Annotated in this window: 12 protein-coding genes; 8 read left to right on the forward strand and 4 right to left on the reverse strand. The window is 59.0% G+C overall.

The genetic code is table 11. The annotated features are described in order from the left end of the window. The first annotated feature begins 3 nt into the window (after positions 1-3). Positions 4-2,427 carry an ATP-binding protein gene (locus tag BJP62_RS18080; RefSeq protein ID WP_083300867.1) on the forward strand — a complete coding sequence of 808 codons (2,424 nt, stop codon included), beginning with the start codon at positions 4-6 and terminating at the stop codon, positions 2,425-2,427. Between the two features lie 28 nt (positions 2,428-2,455). After that, entirely contained in the window at positions 2,456-4,279 is a 1,824-nt protein-coding gene (locus BJP62_RS18435; RefSeq protein WP_145927179.1) for a hypothetical protein, read from the forward strand. A 188-nt stretch (positions 4,280-4,467) separates the two neighbouring features. Here BJP62_RS18435 and gyrB read toward each other — a convergent pair whose 3' ends face one another. From gyrB to dnaA, 3 genes are all read right to left on the reverse strand, one after another. Further along, complete coding sequence (gene gyrB, locus BJP62_RS11010; protein WP_070529682.1) at positions 4,468-6,879, reverse strand: DNA topoisomerase (ATP-hydrolyzing) subunit B; 2,412 nt, start codon at positions 6,877-6,879, stop codon at positions 4,468-4,470. Between the two features lie 211 nt (positions 6,880-7,090). Further along, positions 7,091-8,197: a DNA polymerase III subunit beta gene (gene dnaN / locus BJP62_RS11015; protein WP_070529683.1), complete on the reverse strand. Its 1,107-nt coding sequence runs from the start codon at positions 8,195-8,197 to the stop codon at positions 7,091-7,093. Positions 8,198-8,417: 220 nt separating this feature from the next. Continuing rightward, positions 8,418-9,812 (reverse strand): chromosomal replication initiator protein DnaA, encoded by a 1,395-nt coding sequence (gene dnaA / locus BJP62_RS11020; protein ID WP_070529684.1) that lies wholly within the window; start codon positions 9,810-9,812, stop codon positions 8,418-8,420. A 236-nt stretch (positions 9,813-10,048) separates the two neighbouring features. Between dnaA and rpmH the strand changes: the two genes are divergently transcribed. The 4 genes from rpmH to yidC are packed head-to-tail and all read left to right on the forward strand — an operon-like array spanning position 10,049 to position 12,460. Continuing rightward, positions 10,049-10,183, forward strand: a complete 135-nt coding sequence (rpmH, locus tag BJP62_RS11025) for a 50S ribosomal protein L34 (protein WP_070529685.1) — start codon at positions 10,049-10,051, stop codon at positions 10,181-10,183. A 19-nt stretch (positions 10,184-10,202) separates the two neighbouring features. Next, positions 10,203-10,568, forward strand: a complete 366-nt coding sequence (rnpA, locus tag BJP62_RS11030; protein WP_070529686.1) for a ribonuclease P protein component — start codon at positions 10,203-10,205, stop codon at positions 10,566-10,568. After that, positions 10,565-10,789, forward strand: coding sequence for a membrane protein insertion efficiency factor YidD (gene yidD / locus BJP62_RS18085; RefSeq protein WP_083300868.1), 225 nt, complete (start codon positions 10,565-10,567; stop codon positions 10,787-10,789). The genes rnpA and yidD overlap by 4 nt, the downstream gene beginning before the upstream one ends. A 15-nt stretch (positions 10,790-10,804) precedes the next feature. After that, entirely contained in the window at positions 10,805-12,460 is a 1,656-nt protein-coding gene (gene yidC, locus BJP62_RS11035) for a membrane protein insertase YidC (protein WP_070529687.1), read from the forward strand. A gap of 66 nt (positions 12,461-12,526) precedes the next feature. On the opposite strand, the gene BJP62_RS11040 is transcribed toward yidC, so the two are convergent. Beyond that, the gene (locus BJP62_RS11040; protein ID WP_070529688.1) at positions 12,527-13,171 is read right to left on the reverse strand and encodes an HAD-IA family hydrolase; all 645 of its coding nucleotides are present in this window, start codon (positions 13,169-13,171) and stop codon (positions 12,527-12,529) included. Between the two features lie 114 nt (positions 13,172-13,285). Between BJP62_RS11040 and BJP62_RS11045 the strand changes: the two genes are divergently transcribed. Both BJP62_RS11045 and mnmE read left to right on the forward strand, forming a co-directional pair. After that, positions 13,286-14,170, forward strand: a complete 885-nt coding sequence (locus BJP62_RS11045) for an AraC family transcriptional regulator (protein ID WP_070529689.1) — start codon at positions 13,286-13,288, stop codon at positions 14,168-14,170. Next, entirely contained in the window at positions 14,160-15,515 is a 1,356-nt protein-coding gene (gene mnmE, locus BJP62_RS11050; protein WP_083300869.1) for a tRNA uridine-5-carboxymethylaminomethyl(34) synthesis GTPase MnmE, read from the forward strand. Before BJP62_RS11045 ends, mnmE begins: the two co-directional genes overlap by 11 nt. The last annotated feature ends 61 nt before the right edge of the window (positions 15,516-15,576 follow it).

Below are 15,576 nucleotides of genomic sequence, written 5' to 3' on the forward strand. Positions count from 1 at the left end.
CATATGGCATTTGAATTCAAAGCACGCGTACTCTTAGAACTTGGGGAGGAGCTGATTAGCTCAGATGCTATCGCACTCTACGAACTTGTTAAAAATTCGCTAGATGCGGAGTCCCCATCCGTTTTGATAGATATCTGCATAGGAATGCAGTATTCCGCTTATATGCAGCTCAAGGGCTTAGTAGAAAGCTATGAATCCATGGGTGCAGAAGCTGAATTCGATATCGACGAGTTCAATGAGTCAATTTCAGCTTACTGGGATTCAAAAGCTACGGATTGGTCGAAGGAGCGCTTTGAAAAGCACTATGGAAAACCAAAAACGCTCTACGAAATACGTGAAAACTTAGAGGTTGCATATCTTCAATCTAGCCGAATAGCGATAATAGATACTGGCAGCGGGATGTCTTTGAAATTACTGTCTGGAGACTACCTAACTGTCGGCACCCCAACTCGTCTGGAGCAAAAAAAGAAGCTGATTAAAGCTACTGTAGGTAATAGCTCTAGGCTTCAGTACACACACACTAATACTAAGATTCCCCTGGGCGAAAAAGGCATCGGTCGTCTTTCAGCTATGCGTCTTGGGCATTATATCACTCTCAAAACAAAACAAACCCATGACAAAGAATGGCATCGCCTTCGAATGGATTGGCGGCCAGCAGCCCAAGACCCAACGCTTAACGCAAACGACCCAATTCTCGACTTCAAGCCATTCAGTTATCCCTGTGAAGTTGACGAAGTATCTCGTTCTGGAACAGAAATTTTCATTAGAGATCTGAAAGGTGACTGGTCTTTAGAAAAAATTCAAAGAATCGCCAAAGAAGATTTGGCCAAAATTGCGGATCCATTTCAAAGCCTGACAGCCAATAAGTTCATTAAGGTTCGATATCAGGGTAACCCTGTTACAGTACCGATTCTTGACCGCGAGCCTCTCAAATACTGTGATGCGATAGTCGATGCAAAGTTACGGTACACCAACAACAACGAGCCCGAACTTACCATTAGCGTTAATTATTTAGAGCATCACCGGGAAAAGACAGTCACAATAAAAAGCGACCATCTTAGGTCGTGCGTCAGAGAAGAGGTAAGTGCGAAGAAGAAAAATGGGCAAAAGCCTTTATTGGTAGATGCGGAAATTGTTGCACATGCACTAAACCATCTCGGCCCATGGGAGATGAAGTTCTATTGGTTTAATCGCGGTAGAATTAGAAAGCGCGATTCAGAACTGTATACCAACCTCATTGAGGTATTCCTTAATCAGTGGGGTGGCGGTCTTTTGGTATATCGCGATGGGTACCGAGTGTATCCATACGGAGAAAGATCCGATGATTGGCTTGCACTAGACAAAAAAGCTTTAGCATCCGGGGCTTTTAAATTAAATCGCGCTCAAATCGCTGGCTACCTTCGTTTGTCTTCAATTGCTAATCCCTTGCTACAAGATCAGACAAATCGCGAGGGTTTTCGCGATACGCTTGATAAGGAGGCCCTTCGGCGGCTACTTCGATATGTCATTATCGGATACTGCAGACCATTCTTGGAAGAAGTCGAACGCGAGTGTGACTCTCCAATAGAACAGGTGGCTGAGGACGTAGAGAAGCGCATTTCTACTTCCAAAGAGGTCGCTGTTGCTACTCTTCAAAAAATCAGTGAGAGTACCCCGAGCGAAAGCCAAAATGTGGCAAAAGTAATGCATCACCTTGAAGAAGTGAGCGAGGCGTGGGAACGCGCAAAACTACGTATTCGCAACTTTGAAAAAGACATGGAAGGGTATATCCATCTCGCCGGGGTCGGTTTGATGTTGGAATTTATCGCTCACGAACTTTCGAGAATTACCCAAGATACCCTGAAGGCTGTAGCAGCCGGAAATCTCTCTCCAGATGTAGTACAGGCTCAACTCAAAACGCTTGAAAAACGTGTCCGTATCCTTGATGAGTTAAGTATTCCAGGGCGCCAAATTCGCCAACTCGAAAACATTAAAGATGTTGTAATGATTCTTGCTGAATTCCATCAAACAAAAGCTGAAAGGCATGAAATTTCGCTCCATGTTAACGAGGTTTCAAGTGGAAAATCAGAGTGGCGTGAAAAAATTGAAAAGGGTCAACTACTGCAAATTCTTGACAACTTACTAAGTAATTCATTTTACTGGCTATCGAATCGATTTGACAAATCAAAACAGGGGGAAATTTCCATTCAGCTGGATCGCATTGAACGAGAAATACGCCTCTCTGATAATGGCCCGGGAATTTCAGAAGATAGGGCTGACGAAATTTTCGACCAGTTTGTAACCTCAAAACCCCCACGGGATGGGCGTGGCCTAGGGTTGTTTATTGCACGAAAACTTGCAGAAGAAAATAATGCCACGCTACAACTGATTGGCCCAGATGCCGATGGAATGTATAGAACATTTAGCATTTCATTCGCAGAGGCTTAAAAACGCAGATGGTGACAGGAAAGAAGAGATGACATTTGTGCTTGGGAATGCTGTTGTTGTCGATGATGCTTTTGGTCCTCCGGTGCCCGGCGCTCTAGATTTGGAAGATAAAAGTAATTGGGTGGAGCATATTGCAGATAGCGACGAAGCTCAAAATGCATTAAGAATGATATTACATAACGGCCAAGGCCCCGGCCTGGACGAGCTTCTCACAGAAGCAACCAGTGATCACGCTGTAATAGTAAAACTTTGGGCCGCACATACTACCAACGCACATCCTTTGGCAAATTTAGGCTTGCTTTTTGGAAAAGCCATCCTAAATCTTCAAGGACAAAAAAGCACTCCGCAATTAGTAGCCGACAAACTAAAAATCCTGTGTGGTTCTGATAATGTCAGGGTCTTTTCCGACATGGAAAGCGCCCTTCCATCACTCTCTTCTGCGGATATAGCATTTGTCGATTTCTATTTGGGAGATGACGAAAGAGATGAGGATGCATTCAAAAGAATTACGAAGCATGCCGAAGCATTAAAACAAGTAAAATTGCTTTTTATCATGTCCTCTCGTGCTGAATTAGAAATTCAGCAGAAAGTTCGGGGCATAGTTAGATCTAGAACTTCTTTTTTTGATGTCCTGCGGAAACACGACATTTCAATAGAGGTGCTGGACCATCGGATTTCAAGAAAGACTACTGCGTATGTTGCAAATAAGGCTTTAGAAGCTGTCATTGAAAACTTGGTTGAAGCAGCGGAAGGGGCAATCGAGGAATTCAAAGACCAGTGCGATGATCTTGAAGTTCACGATCTGCGGTTGCTAGATCTGGCTCGCTTGGATGCAGAGGAGGAGCCAATTCCGGAATATTTGACGTGGCTTTTCTCAGAGGCACTGGCAGCAAAAACACGCCGAATTGCTCTCCCGAGCACGCTGCAGAATTGCCTAAAAACTGAATCCATAGGATTTTCAGGACAAATACAACAGGGTAGATCTCTATCAAGTATGTTCGCAGAGGTCGTTTTTGCCCCCCCCATTAAATCTGATGCATCCATTCGGTTTGGTGAGGTATTGACTGATATAGAAAATGAGAAGTATTTTCTAATTATTACCCCCGCATGTGATCTGCAAAGGTGCGAGTTAACCAAATCTGTTCTGTGTGTTGGTGCCAATGCAACAAACTATAATAGTTACAAGGATCTTGCAGAGCAAAAGCTATATGGGAAACATAATGGCGGTATCCGCCATCTTTTGTGCAGTGACAATAAGAAAGGCACGATCTATACGATGTTGACTTGGCAAGCAGATGATATTGTCACGCATACAATTCAAGAGTTACAGAGCAAGAAATATAAACGCATTGCTCTTATGAATGAAATTTTTGCTCAAGAAGTGAAGGAAGAAGTTTTGCGTACCTTAGGCAGAGTTGGAACACAAATAGATCCACCTCCAGCAATTGCACTACAGGCAAAGCTTCGTTGGAAAGACGCCAAGCAGTTTTCGCAAGAACGTAACTCCCCCAAAGATTTTTTTATTTCCGCGCTACTTACCTACTCCGAAGTAAAGAAACCCACAGGAAAGCGAGACGTAGGAAAATCGGTTGTCTTATCCGATGAGTTTAAAGATTGGGCACTGAAAACCATTCGCGAAAACTATGGTGAAGAGGTAATTCCAGAAAAAATAAAAAATTGCATGCAAGCACTACAAGAAACCAAGCAATTTACTCTAGGCGAAAAGAAGGTGATGAATGAAGCAGGAGGGGAGTTAAAATTGAAGTTGCTTCAAGCTGGTGAAAATACGGAAATGGAAAAATGCTCCGTCGAGATTACACTTCTAGTACCAGATATCACTGTAGACCATTGAATTTGGTACAGTGGTGAGATATGCCTGCTGGAAGGCCAAATATCGACGTCGGCCTATGCTGAAGGCTGAATTAGAGCCAAAAGAAAAGCCCCTACAGGGGCTTTTCTGAGCCATGCTTACACGACTCAAGACATCTCAAAAATCTAGAAATTTGGGAAAAATCTAGATTTCGATGGGATCCTACAATATCAGATATCAATATTCCGCGCCACCAGCGCATTCTGCTCGATAAAGTGCCGGCGCGGTTCAACCTGGTCGCCCATCAGCGTGGTGAAGATCTCGTCGGCGGTGATCGCATCGTCGACGCTGACCTTGAGCAGGCGGCGGACGTTGACGTCCATGGTGGTTTCCCACAGCTGCTCGGGGTTCATTTCGCCGAGGCCTTTGTAGCGCTGGATCGAGACGTTGCGGCGCACTTCGCCGATCAGCCAGTCGAGCGCATCCTTGAACGTCGGCGCCTTCTGGCGGTTGTCGCCACGGCGTACCTGCGCGTCCGGGCCGAGCAGGCCGGCGAGGGCGAGCGCGGTCTTCTTCAGCTGGGCGTAGTCGCCGCTCTGGATGAAGTCGTCGTCGATGTACTGCATGGTGATCACGCCGTGCAGCTTGCGTTCGATCTTCAGCTGCCAGCCTTCCTCGAGCGCGTCGGCTTCGATGGTGAACGCCGGGTGGTTGACCGCCGCGGTGAGGCGGGCGGCGCCGTCCTGCGCTTCGGCTTCCGAACCCAGCGTGATCGGTTCGATCGCCAGCAGCGCCTGCAGGATGCTCGGGTCGAGGAAGCGGCTTTCGCGCTCGATCACCGCTTCAGTGACGAAGTACTGCTTGGCCAGCGTTTCCAGTGCGTCACCGCCGATGCCCGGGCGGCCTTCGCCCGGCAGCAGTTCGGCGTCCTTGAGCGCGGCGCGCAGCAGGTGCTGCTTCAGCTCGGCCTCGTCCTTCAGATAGGTCTCGCTCTTGCCGTGCTTGAGCTTGAACAGCGGCGGCTGGGCGATGTAGATGTAGCCGCGCTCGACCAGCTCGGGCAGCTGGCGGTAGAAGAAGGTCAAGAGCAGGGTGCGGATGTGCGAGCCGTCGACGTCGGCGTCGGTCATGATGATGATGCGGTGGTAGCGCAGCTTGTCGATGTTGAACTCGTCCTTGCCGATGCCGCAGCCCAGTGCGGTGATCAGCGTGCCGACTTCCTGGCTCGACAGCATCTTGTCGAAGCGCGCGCGCTCGACGTTGAGGATCTTGCCCTTCAGCGGCAGGATGGCCTGGAACTTGCGGTCGCGGCCCTGCTTGGCGGAGCCGCCGGCGGAGTCACCCTCGACCAGATAGAGTTCGGACAGCGCCGGATCGCGTTCCTGGCAGTCGGCCAGCTTGCCCGGCAGGCCGATGCCGTCGAGGATGCCCTTGCGGCGGGTCAGTTCGCGCGCCTTGCGCGCAGCGTCGCGCGCGCGCGCGGCTTCGACGATCTTGCCGCAGATGATCTTGGCATCGTTCGGATTCTCGAGCATGAAGTCGGCCAGTGCCTGGCTGATGACTTCGGACACGACCGGGCCGATCTCGCTCGACACCAGCTTGTCCTTGGTCTGACTGGAGAACTTCGGGTCGGGCATCTTCACGCTCAGCACGCAGGTCAGGCCTTCGCGCATGTCGTCGCCGCTGGTCTCGACCTTGGCCTTCTTGGCGAAATCGCCCTGCTCGATGTACTGGTTCAGCGTGCGCGTCATCACCTGGCGCAGCGCGGTCAGGTGGCTGCCGCCGTCACGCTGCGGAATGTTGTTGGTGAAGCACTGCACCGATTCCTGATAGGTGTCGTTCCACTGCATCGCCACTTCGACGGTCATGCCGTCCTTCTCACCGATGGCGTGGAAGATGTGCGGATGCAGCACCGACTTGTTGCGGTTCATGTACTCGACGAAGCCGCTGACACCGCCGGTGTAGTTGAAGTTCTCTTCCTTGCCCTGACGGCGGTCGATCAGCGTGATGTTGACGCCGTTGTTGAGGAAGGACAGCTCGCGAATCCGCTTGGCGAGGATTTCGAAGTGGAATTCGACCACGCCGAAGGTTTCTTCCGACGCGAGGAAGTGCACCTCGGTGCCGCGCTTGTCGGTGGTGCCGATGATCTTGAGCGGATCGACGCGCTCGCCACGGCGGAACTCCATGCTATGGGCGTGGCCGTCGCGGCGGATGGTCAGGCGCAGCCAGTCGCTCAAGGCGTTGACGACCGAGACGCCGACGCCGTGCAGGCCGCCGGAGACCTTGTAGCTGTTCTGGTCGAACTTGCCGCCGGCGTGCAGCTCGGTCATGACGATTTCGGCGGCCGAGCGCTTGAACTCGTCGTCTTCCTTGATCGCGGTCGGAATGCCGCGGCCGTTGTCCTCGACCGAAACCGAGTTGTCGGCATGGATGACGACCCGGATCGTGTCGCAGTGGCCGGCCAGCGCCTCGTCGATCGCGTTGTCGAGCACTTCGAACACCATGTGGTGCAGGCCGGTGCCGTCCTGGGTGTCGCCGATGTACATGCCCGGGCGCTTGCGCACGGCCTCCAGCCCCTTGAGGATGCGGATGCTGTCCGCGCCGTAGTCCTGGCCGTTCTGCTCGTTCGAAAGGTCGCTCATGTCGTGTCTCTGAAAATGCAAAAAGGCCAAGGTTGCCCCCGGCCTGGTTCAGCGCGGCTTGTCAGGCGCTGAAATGGAGCAGAAAAGTGGCCGTGCGCGGCTCAATCGCGAAGCCCGGAACGCAGCCACCGGAACGGACCGGATGTCCGTGAGGAGGGCGAGTACCGCGCGACAAGGAGTGAGCAAGCAGGGTCATTCTTATGCGGCCACCTTAAATACGCATCGGCATGACGATGTATTTAAAGTGCTCGTTGTCCGGAATCGTCACCAGCACCGACGAGTTCACGTCACCGAAGCTGAAGTGCAGCGTTTCGGCACTCAGGTTGGTCAGCACGTCGAGCAGGTACTGGATGTTGAAGCCGATATCCAGCGGCGCACCCTGATAGGCGACTTCGACTTCTTCCTGCGCCTCTTCCTGCTCGTTGTTGTTGCAGAGGATCTTCAGCAGGCCCTCGGTCAGCACCAGCCGGACGCCACGGAACTTCTCGTTCGAGAGGATCGCCGCGCGCTGCAGCGACGACAGCAGCGAGGTGCGGTCGATGGTCAGCAGCTTGTCGTTGTTCTGCGGAATCACCCGGTTGTAGTCGGGGAACTTGCCGTCGACGACCTTGGAATGGATGACGATGGTGCCGAAGCTGAACTTGACCTGGTTGCCGGCGATGTCGATCGCCACTTCGTCGTCGACGTCACCCAAGAGCTTGTACAGCTCGAGGATGGTCTTTCTGGGCAGGATCACTTCGTTCTTGTCGAAGCTCGTGGCCAGCTCGGTCGAGGCAAAGCCGAGGCGGTGGCCGTCGGTCGCAACGAGCTTGAGGTGGCTGCCTTCGGTGACGACGAACAGGCCGTTCAGGTAGTAGCGGATGTCCTGGTGCGCCATCGCGTACTGGACGCGGCCGAGCAGCGCCTTCAGCTGGCCCTGCGGCATGCGCAAGGTCGCCTTGAGGTTGGTGTCAACCGCCAGGGTCGGGAAATCGCCCGCCGGCAGCGTCTGCAGCTGGAAGCGGCTCTTGCCGGCCTTCAGCGTCAGCCGGCCGTCGGCCTCTTCGAGGCTGACGACGGTCTTGTCCGGAATCGCACGCAGGATGTCGGAGAACTTCTTGGCCGACACGGTGATCGCGAAGTCGTCGCCCGAAAAGCCTTCGCTCTGACGGCTCTCGATCTGGATCTCCAGATCGGTACCGGTGAACGACAGCGTGTCACCGGCCTTGCGGATCAGCACATTCGACAGAATCGGCAGCGTGTGACGGCGCTCGACGATCCCGGTGACCGTGGCGAGCGGTTTGAGCAGCGCATCGCGTTCAGCTTGCAACAGTTGCATGACATCCCATCCGCGAAAAATTGTTAGAGGTGTAACCGCCGAATTTTACCTTAAATCAGCGGCTTCTGATGGCCGGCATCGTTGCGCCAGTCGGCCGGCGAGCGAAGGCGAAGCCAAGGAGGACGGAGCGCAGCAACCGGAATGGACACAAAGTCCATGAGGATTGCGAGCACCGCCCGACGCCGGCTTCGTCGAGCGCAGCCGCCGAATGGCGTACCGATCAGCTGCGCAGCATCTGCAGCAATACCCCGTACTGGTGGCCGAGCTCCTGGTCCTTCTGCCGCAGGTCGTCGACGGTGCGGCAGGCGTGCAGCACCGTCGTATGGTCCCGGCCGCCGAAAGCGTCGCCGATCGCCGGCAGGCTCATCTGCGTCAGCTCCTTGGTCAGCGTCATCGCGATCTGCCGCGGCCGGGCGATGTCGCGCGTGCGCTTCTTGCTGTGCATGTCGGCGACCTTGATCTTGTAGAAGTCGGCAACGGTCTTCTGGATGTTCTCGACCGAGATCAGCCGGTTGCCGGCGGCGAGGATGTCCTTGAGCGCTTCCTTGGCCGCGTCGAGCGTCAGCGGCTGGTTGGTGAAGCGCGAGTACGCGAGCACGCGCTTGAGCGCGCCTTCGAGCTCGCGCACATTGCTGCGGATGTGCTTGGCGACGAAGAACGCCACGGTCGAATCGAGCTTGAAGTTCTCGCGCTCGGCCTTCTTCATCAGGATCGCCACGCGCATCTCGAGCTCCGGCGGCTCGATCGCGACGGTCAGCCCCCACGAGAAGCGCGACGTCAGCCGCTCCTGCAGGCCTTCGATCTCGCGCGGAATCCGGTCCGACGTCAGGATGATCTGCTTGTGGCCTTCGACCAGCGCGTTGAACAGGTAGAAGAACTCCTCCTGCGTCTTGTCCTTGCCGACGAAGAACTGGATGTCGTCGATCAGCAGGAGGTCGAGCGAGTGGTAGTAGCGCTTGAACTCGTCGAAGGCCTTGTGCTGATACGCCTTGACCACGTCGGTCACGTACTTCTCGGCGTGGATGTAGCGGATCTTCGCCGCCGGATTGCGCTGGTGCACGAGGTTGCCGATCGACTGGATCAGGTGGGTCTTGCCGAGGCCGACGCCGCCGTAGACGAACAGCGGGTTGTAGCTCTCGCCCGGGTGCTCGGCGACCTGCTGTGCGGCGGCGCGCGCCAGCTGGTTGGCCTTGCCGGTGACCAGCGTCTCGAAGGTGAAGTTCGGGTTGAGCCGCGTGGTTTCGTGGTTGGCAGCGGCAGCGGCGATCACCGGCTTGGGCGCCGGCGCCGGATTGGCCGGGTTGCTGCTTGGCCGGCGCGCCACCGCCGGCGCGGCGGCCGCCGGGCTTGGCGCGGCCTTGCGCGCGGCACTGCCGACCTTGAGCGAGATGGCCGGCGCTTCGCCGCCGCAGAAACCGGCGGCGGCCTCCTCGATCAGCCCGAGGAAGCGGTCACGGATGAACTGCAGGAAAATCTGGTTCGGAACGATCAGGTTGAGCGCGTCGTCATGGGGCTCGGCCACCAGCGGGCGGATCCAGATGCGGAACTGGTCGGCACCAAGGCGGCCTTCGAGTTCGGTCAGGCAGTGGGCCCAGCAATTTTCGAGCGCGGACATAGAAGGGGGCCAGCCTCGCGACGATAGCGGGCCGCGCCGGAAGCATGAATTCAGGCGGGCGAGCCGGTGCGAAGCCGATGGCGAAGTGATGATGGATCAGCTGGATTCTACCCTGAGACGGCTAAGTTATCCACAGGCATCCCGCCCACACAGCCGACGAAAGGGTTGACAAGACCTTGGCTTTATTGTGGAATCAATGGTTTACTGTCGATTTTGTCCGCTCAGGAATTCTAGTCATGAAACGTACTTTCCAGCCGTCCGTTATCCGCCGCAAGCGCACCCACGGTTTCCGCGCCCGCATGAAGACCAACGGCGGTCGCAATGTGATCGCCTCGCGCCGCGCCAAAGGCCGCGCTGTCCTGTCGGCTTAAGCAGCCAGGAAGCGCCGGCATGGCGCCCGCTCTTCGCTACGGCTTCCCGCGGGTCCTGCGCCTGCTGAAAACGGATGATTATTCATCCGTTTTTAGTTTGCGCTCGTCGGCGAGCAACGATTATTTCCAGGTGCTGGCGCGGCCGAACGGCCTGACGCATGCGCGCCTGGGCATGGTCGTCGGCCGCAAGACCGACAAGCGGGCGGTGGTGCGCAACTACATCCGCCGCAGCACGCGCGAGGTGTTCAGGCTCAACGCCGCCGAGCTCGCCGGGCTCGATCTGGTCGTCCGTTCGCGCCGGGCTTTCGGCCGCGGTGAAGGTGCGGCGGCCAGGCAGGCGCTGCTGGCGCTGTTCCGCAAGCAGCGCGCCAGGCACGCGCCATGAGCAGGCGCCCGTTCAGCGCACTGGCCGTCGGCATCATCCGGTTCTACCAATGGTGCATCAGCCCGCTGATCGGCCCGCGCTGCCGCTATACACCGTCGTGTTCGCACTACGCGATCGAGGCAATTGTTAAACATGGCGCCGGGCGCGGCGGGTGGCTTACAATTCGCCGGCTTTGCCGCTGCCACCCGTGGGGCGGCTGTGGTCACGACCCCGTCCCCTGACTTTCCGAGTACACGATGGACACCAAAAGACTGATTCTCTTCATCGCGGTCTCGTTCGGCATCCTCTTCTTCTGGCAGAAGTGGATGGAGAAACGATATCCGCAGCTGAACACGCCGCCTGCGGCCAGCGCACCGGCGACCGCCACCTCGCCGGCAGCGGCCGCCGCCGCCGCACAGGCCGAAACCGGCAAGCTCGCCAACGGCGCGCGGGTCACGGTGAAGACCGACCTGCTGACTGCCGAGATCGACACCAACGGTGCCGACCTGCGTCAGGTCGTGCTGAACAAGTACGGCGCGATCGACGATCCGGCCAAGCCTTTCGTGTTGCTCGAGGAAAACGGCGCGCATACCTATGTCGCGCAGACCGGCCTGATCGGTGACGGCCTGCCGACGCACAAGAGCGTGTTCACCACCACGCAGGCGAGCTACGCGCTTGCCGAAGGCCAGGACAAGATCGACGTGCGGCTCGATGCCGCCGGCCCCAACGGCGTCAAGGTCGCGAAGATCTACACCTTCAAGCGCGGCTCCTACGTCGTCGACGTGCGCTACGAGATTGCCAACGGCGGCAGCAAGCCGCTCGCCGCGCAAGCCTATTACCGGCTGCTGCGCGACGGCAAGGCGCCGGAAGGCACCAGCACCGGCATGTTCGGTACGCACACCTTCACCGGTCCGGCGGTCTACACCGACGCGGGCAAGTTCCAGAAGGTCGACTTCGCCAAGCTCGACAAGAACGAAGCCGAGTACCAGAAGTCGGCCAAGGACGGCTGGGTTGCGATGGTCCAGCACTACTTCACCAGCGCCTGGATTGCCTCGCCGAAGGACAAGCCGTCGATCTGCGGCGACACCGCGTGCAGCTACGAGCTCAAGGCCGTGCCGGGCGGGCTGTATTCGGCCGGCGTGGTGGCCACGTTGCCGCAGATCGCACCGGGCGCGACGCTGAACAAGACCGTCGAGCTGTTCGTCGGCCCGCAGGAAACCCGCGTGCTCGACCAGATCGCGCCGGGCTTCGACCTCGTCAAGGACTACGGCATCTTCACGATCTTCGCCAAGCCGCTGTTCTGGGTGCTCGACCAGATCCACAAGGTCGTCGGCAACTGGGGCTGGGCCATCATCCTGCTGACGATCCTGATCAAGGCGCTGTTCTATCCGCTCGCCGCGACCAGCTACCGTTCGATGGCGAGGATGCGCAAGCTCGCGCCGCGCATGGAGCAGCTGAAGGAGCGTCACGGCGACGATAAGATGAAGTTCCAGCAGGCCGTGATGGAGATGTACAAGACCGAGAAGGTCAACCCGCTCGGCGGCTGCCTGCCGATGCTGGTGCAGATTCCGGTGTTCATCGCGCTGTACTGGGCGCTGATCGCTGCGGTCGAGCTGCGCCAGGCGCCGTGGGCGCTGTGGATCCACGACCTGTCGGCCAAGGACCCGTACTTCGTGCTGCCGGTGCTGATGGCGGTGACGATGTTCATCCAGCAGCAGCTGAGCCCGCCGCCGCCGGATCCGATGCAGGCGAAGATGATGAAGATCATGCCGCTGGTGTTCAGCGTGTTCTTCCTGTTCTTCCCGGCCGGCCTCGTGCTGTACTACGTGGTCAACAACGTGCTGTCGATCGCCCAGCAGTGGTACATCACCCGCAAGGTCGAAAACGAAGAGAAGCACGCGAAGAATTCGTGACGCTTTTCGTGAGCGCACCCGCGAAAAAAAGCCGCCCCCGGGCGGCTTTTTTCATGGCCGGGGCATTCAGGCCGGCAAGGTCAGCTGCAGCGCGTCGCCCTGCAGCTGCAGCGTGACCGCGGCGAAATCGGCGATCCGGCCGATCACGCCCGGCTGCATCGGCACGTGATCGCCGACGATGACGACCCGGCAACCGGCCGCCAGACCCGATGCAACACCGGCCGCGGCGTCCTCGAACACGATGCAGTCCTGCGGGTCGATACCGAGTGCGGCGGCCGCACGCAGATACGGCTCGGGCGACGGCTTGCCCTGATCCACGTCCTCGGCCACCACCGCCACGCCGGGCCAGGGCAGCGCGCCCAGCCGGAAACGCGTCAGCGCGACCTCGCGCCCGGCCGACGTGACCAGCGCCCAGCGATCGGACGGCAGCGCCGCCAGCAGCGCGGCGACGCCGGGACGCACCGCCGCCTCGGCGGCGTATTCGATCTCGTAGCCGTCGAGCACCGCATTCTCGGTCGCAACGTCCAGATGCGGCGCGACCTTGCCGAGCACGTACTCGGACGTGCAGCCGTGGCAGATGTCGATCACCGACTGCGGCGCGATGCCGTGGTCGATGCACCAGCGGGTCCAGCCTTTTTCGACCGCCGGCGTCGAGTCGATCAGGGTGCCGTCCATGTCGAGCAGCAGGGCCCGGGCATGCCAGGTGGTCATGGTGAATCTCCGTCCGATGAATGACGCTAGCGTACCGCCGCCGGGCCGGCCGGACGTCGTCAAGCAGCGCAACCTTCTCTACAATCAGCTCATCCACGGCGTTACATTTTGCTCATGCTGATACGCGAACATCTGGATTACCCGGGCGAGCAGCTCTGGCGCCTTGAATACCTCGACGTCGAACGCGTGCCGTTCCAGTGGCACTACCACCCCGAGTTCGAACTGACCCTGACCCGGCATGCCCGCGGCGTGCGCTACATCGGCAACGATGTCGACCGCTTCGGCGACCTCGATCTCGCACTGATCGCGCCGAACCAGCCCCATACCTGGCACGCCGAGCCGCGCAGCGACGGCCGGCATCACGAGGTCGAAGTGATCCAGTTCAGGCCGGAGTGGTTCGACAGCGTCGCAGCGCTGCTGCCCGAGCTGCGCGATCTCGCGCACTGGCTGGCCGGCGTCAATGCCGGCCTGGTGTTCGGCCCGGCCTGCGCCGCCGCCGCCGACCCGCTGTTCAGCGCCTTGCGGCTGGCCCGCGGCCCGGCGCGGCTGACCGCGCTGCTGACCCTGCTCGAACGGCTGCACCAGGCAGGCGATGTCCGCCGGCTCGGCGCCGCGGTGGCGCCGCCGCCGGACGAGCCCCGCCTGGCCGCCGCACTGGCGTACCTGTACCGGCATTACCGCGAACCGCTCAGGCTGGCCGATCTGGCCGGTGCCGCCAGTACCAGCGTCGCCACGCTGAAGCGCCTGTTCGCATTGCAGCCGCTCGGCAGCGTCAGCGCCTATCTGGCCGAGCTGCGCATCGGCCACGCCTGCGACCTCCTGATCAGCACCCGGCTGCCGGTCGAGATCGTCGCCCAGCAGAGCGGCTTTCCCAGCCCCGCGCAGTTCTACCGGACCTTCGGCCGCCACAAGGCGATGACGCCGGCGGCATTCCGCCGCCGTTACCACCTGCGCGACGGCAGCAGGGCCAGCCCGTATCATCACGTCCATGAACACTGAAGCCATGAAGAATCCCGAACTGATCGCCGCCGTCGCCACCGCGCCCGGGCGCGGCGGCGTCGGCGTCATCCGCCTGTCCGGCCCCGGCCTACCGGCGCTGACGCAGGCGCTGATCGGCCGCCCGCTCACCGCACGCCATGCGCACTTCGCCCGCTTCAGGGCGGCCGACGGCAGCGTGCTCGACGAGGGCATCGCCCTGTGGTTTCCGGGGCCGAACTCGTTCACCGGCGAGGACGTGCTCGAGCTGCAGGGACACGGCGGCCCGGTGGTGCTGCAGATGCTGCTCAAGCGCTGCATCGCGCTCGGCGCCCGCCACGCCGAAGCCGGCGAGTTTTCCAAGCGCGCCTTCCTGAACGGCAAGCTCGACCTCGCGCAGGCCGAAGCCGTCGCCGACCTGATCGACGCACAATCGGAAGCCGCGGCGCGCTCGGCGCTCAAGTCGCTCGACGGCGCGTTCTCGCGCGAAGTCCACCAGCTCGTCGACCAGCTGATCACCCTGCGGATGCTGGTCGAAGCGACGCTCGACTTTCCCGAGGAGGACATCGACTTCCTCGAGGCCGCCGACGCGCGCGGCAAGCTCGCCGGCATCGCCGCGCAACTGCAGGCGGTACTCGCCACCGCAACCCAGGGCAGGTTGCTGCGCGAAGGCGCGCACATCGTACTGATCGGCCAGCCCAACGTCGGCAAATCCAGCCTGATGAACGCGCTGGCCGGTGACGATGTCGCCATCGTCACCGACATCGCCGGCACCACCCGCGACACCGTGCGCGAGCTGCTGTCCATCGACGGCGTGCCGGTGCACATCATCGACACCGCCGGCCTGCGCGACACCGACGATGTGGTCGAGAAGATCGGCATCGAACGCACCTGGGCCGCGATCGACCGCGCCGACCTGGCCTTGCTGCTGCTCGACAGCCGCGAAGGCGTGACCGCGCACGACCGGGCCATTCTCGAACGTCTGCCGGCCACGCTGCCGGTACTGCGCGTGTTCAACAAGATCGACCTGACCGGGGACGGCCCGAGCGGCGAAGCCGCCGCCACGGCCGACGAGATCCGCGTCTCGGCCAAGGCCGGTCTCGGCCTCGCGGCACTGCGGCAGGCGCTGCTCGCGCGCGTCGGCTGGCAGGGCGAAAGCGAGGCGGTGTTCATCGCCCGCGAGCGCCACCTTGATGCGATCCGCCGCGCGCAGGACCACCTCGACAGCGCCGAAGCCGCCTACCTGCAGATCGAGCTGTTCGCCGAAGAGTTGCGGCTGGCACAGAACGCATTGAGCGAGATCACCGGCGAATTCAGCTCGGACGACCTGCTCGGGGTGATTTTCAGTCGTTTTTGCATTGGCAAATAAGCGATGTTATCGATATTTAGTCTGAATTTAACGATTTTAACCACATAAAACGACAAGAACT

Origin of the sequence: Jeongeupia sp. USM3, from assembly GCF_001808185.1 — a bacterium.
GTDB lineage: Bacteria > Pseudomonadota > Gammaproteobacteria > Burkholderiales > Chitinibacteraceae > Jeongeupia.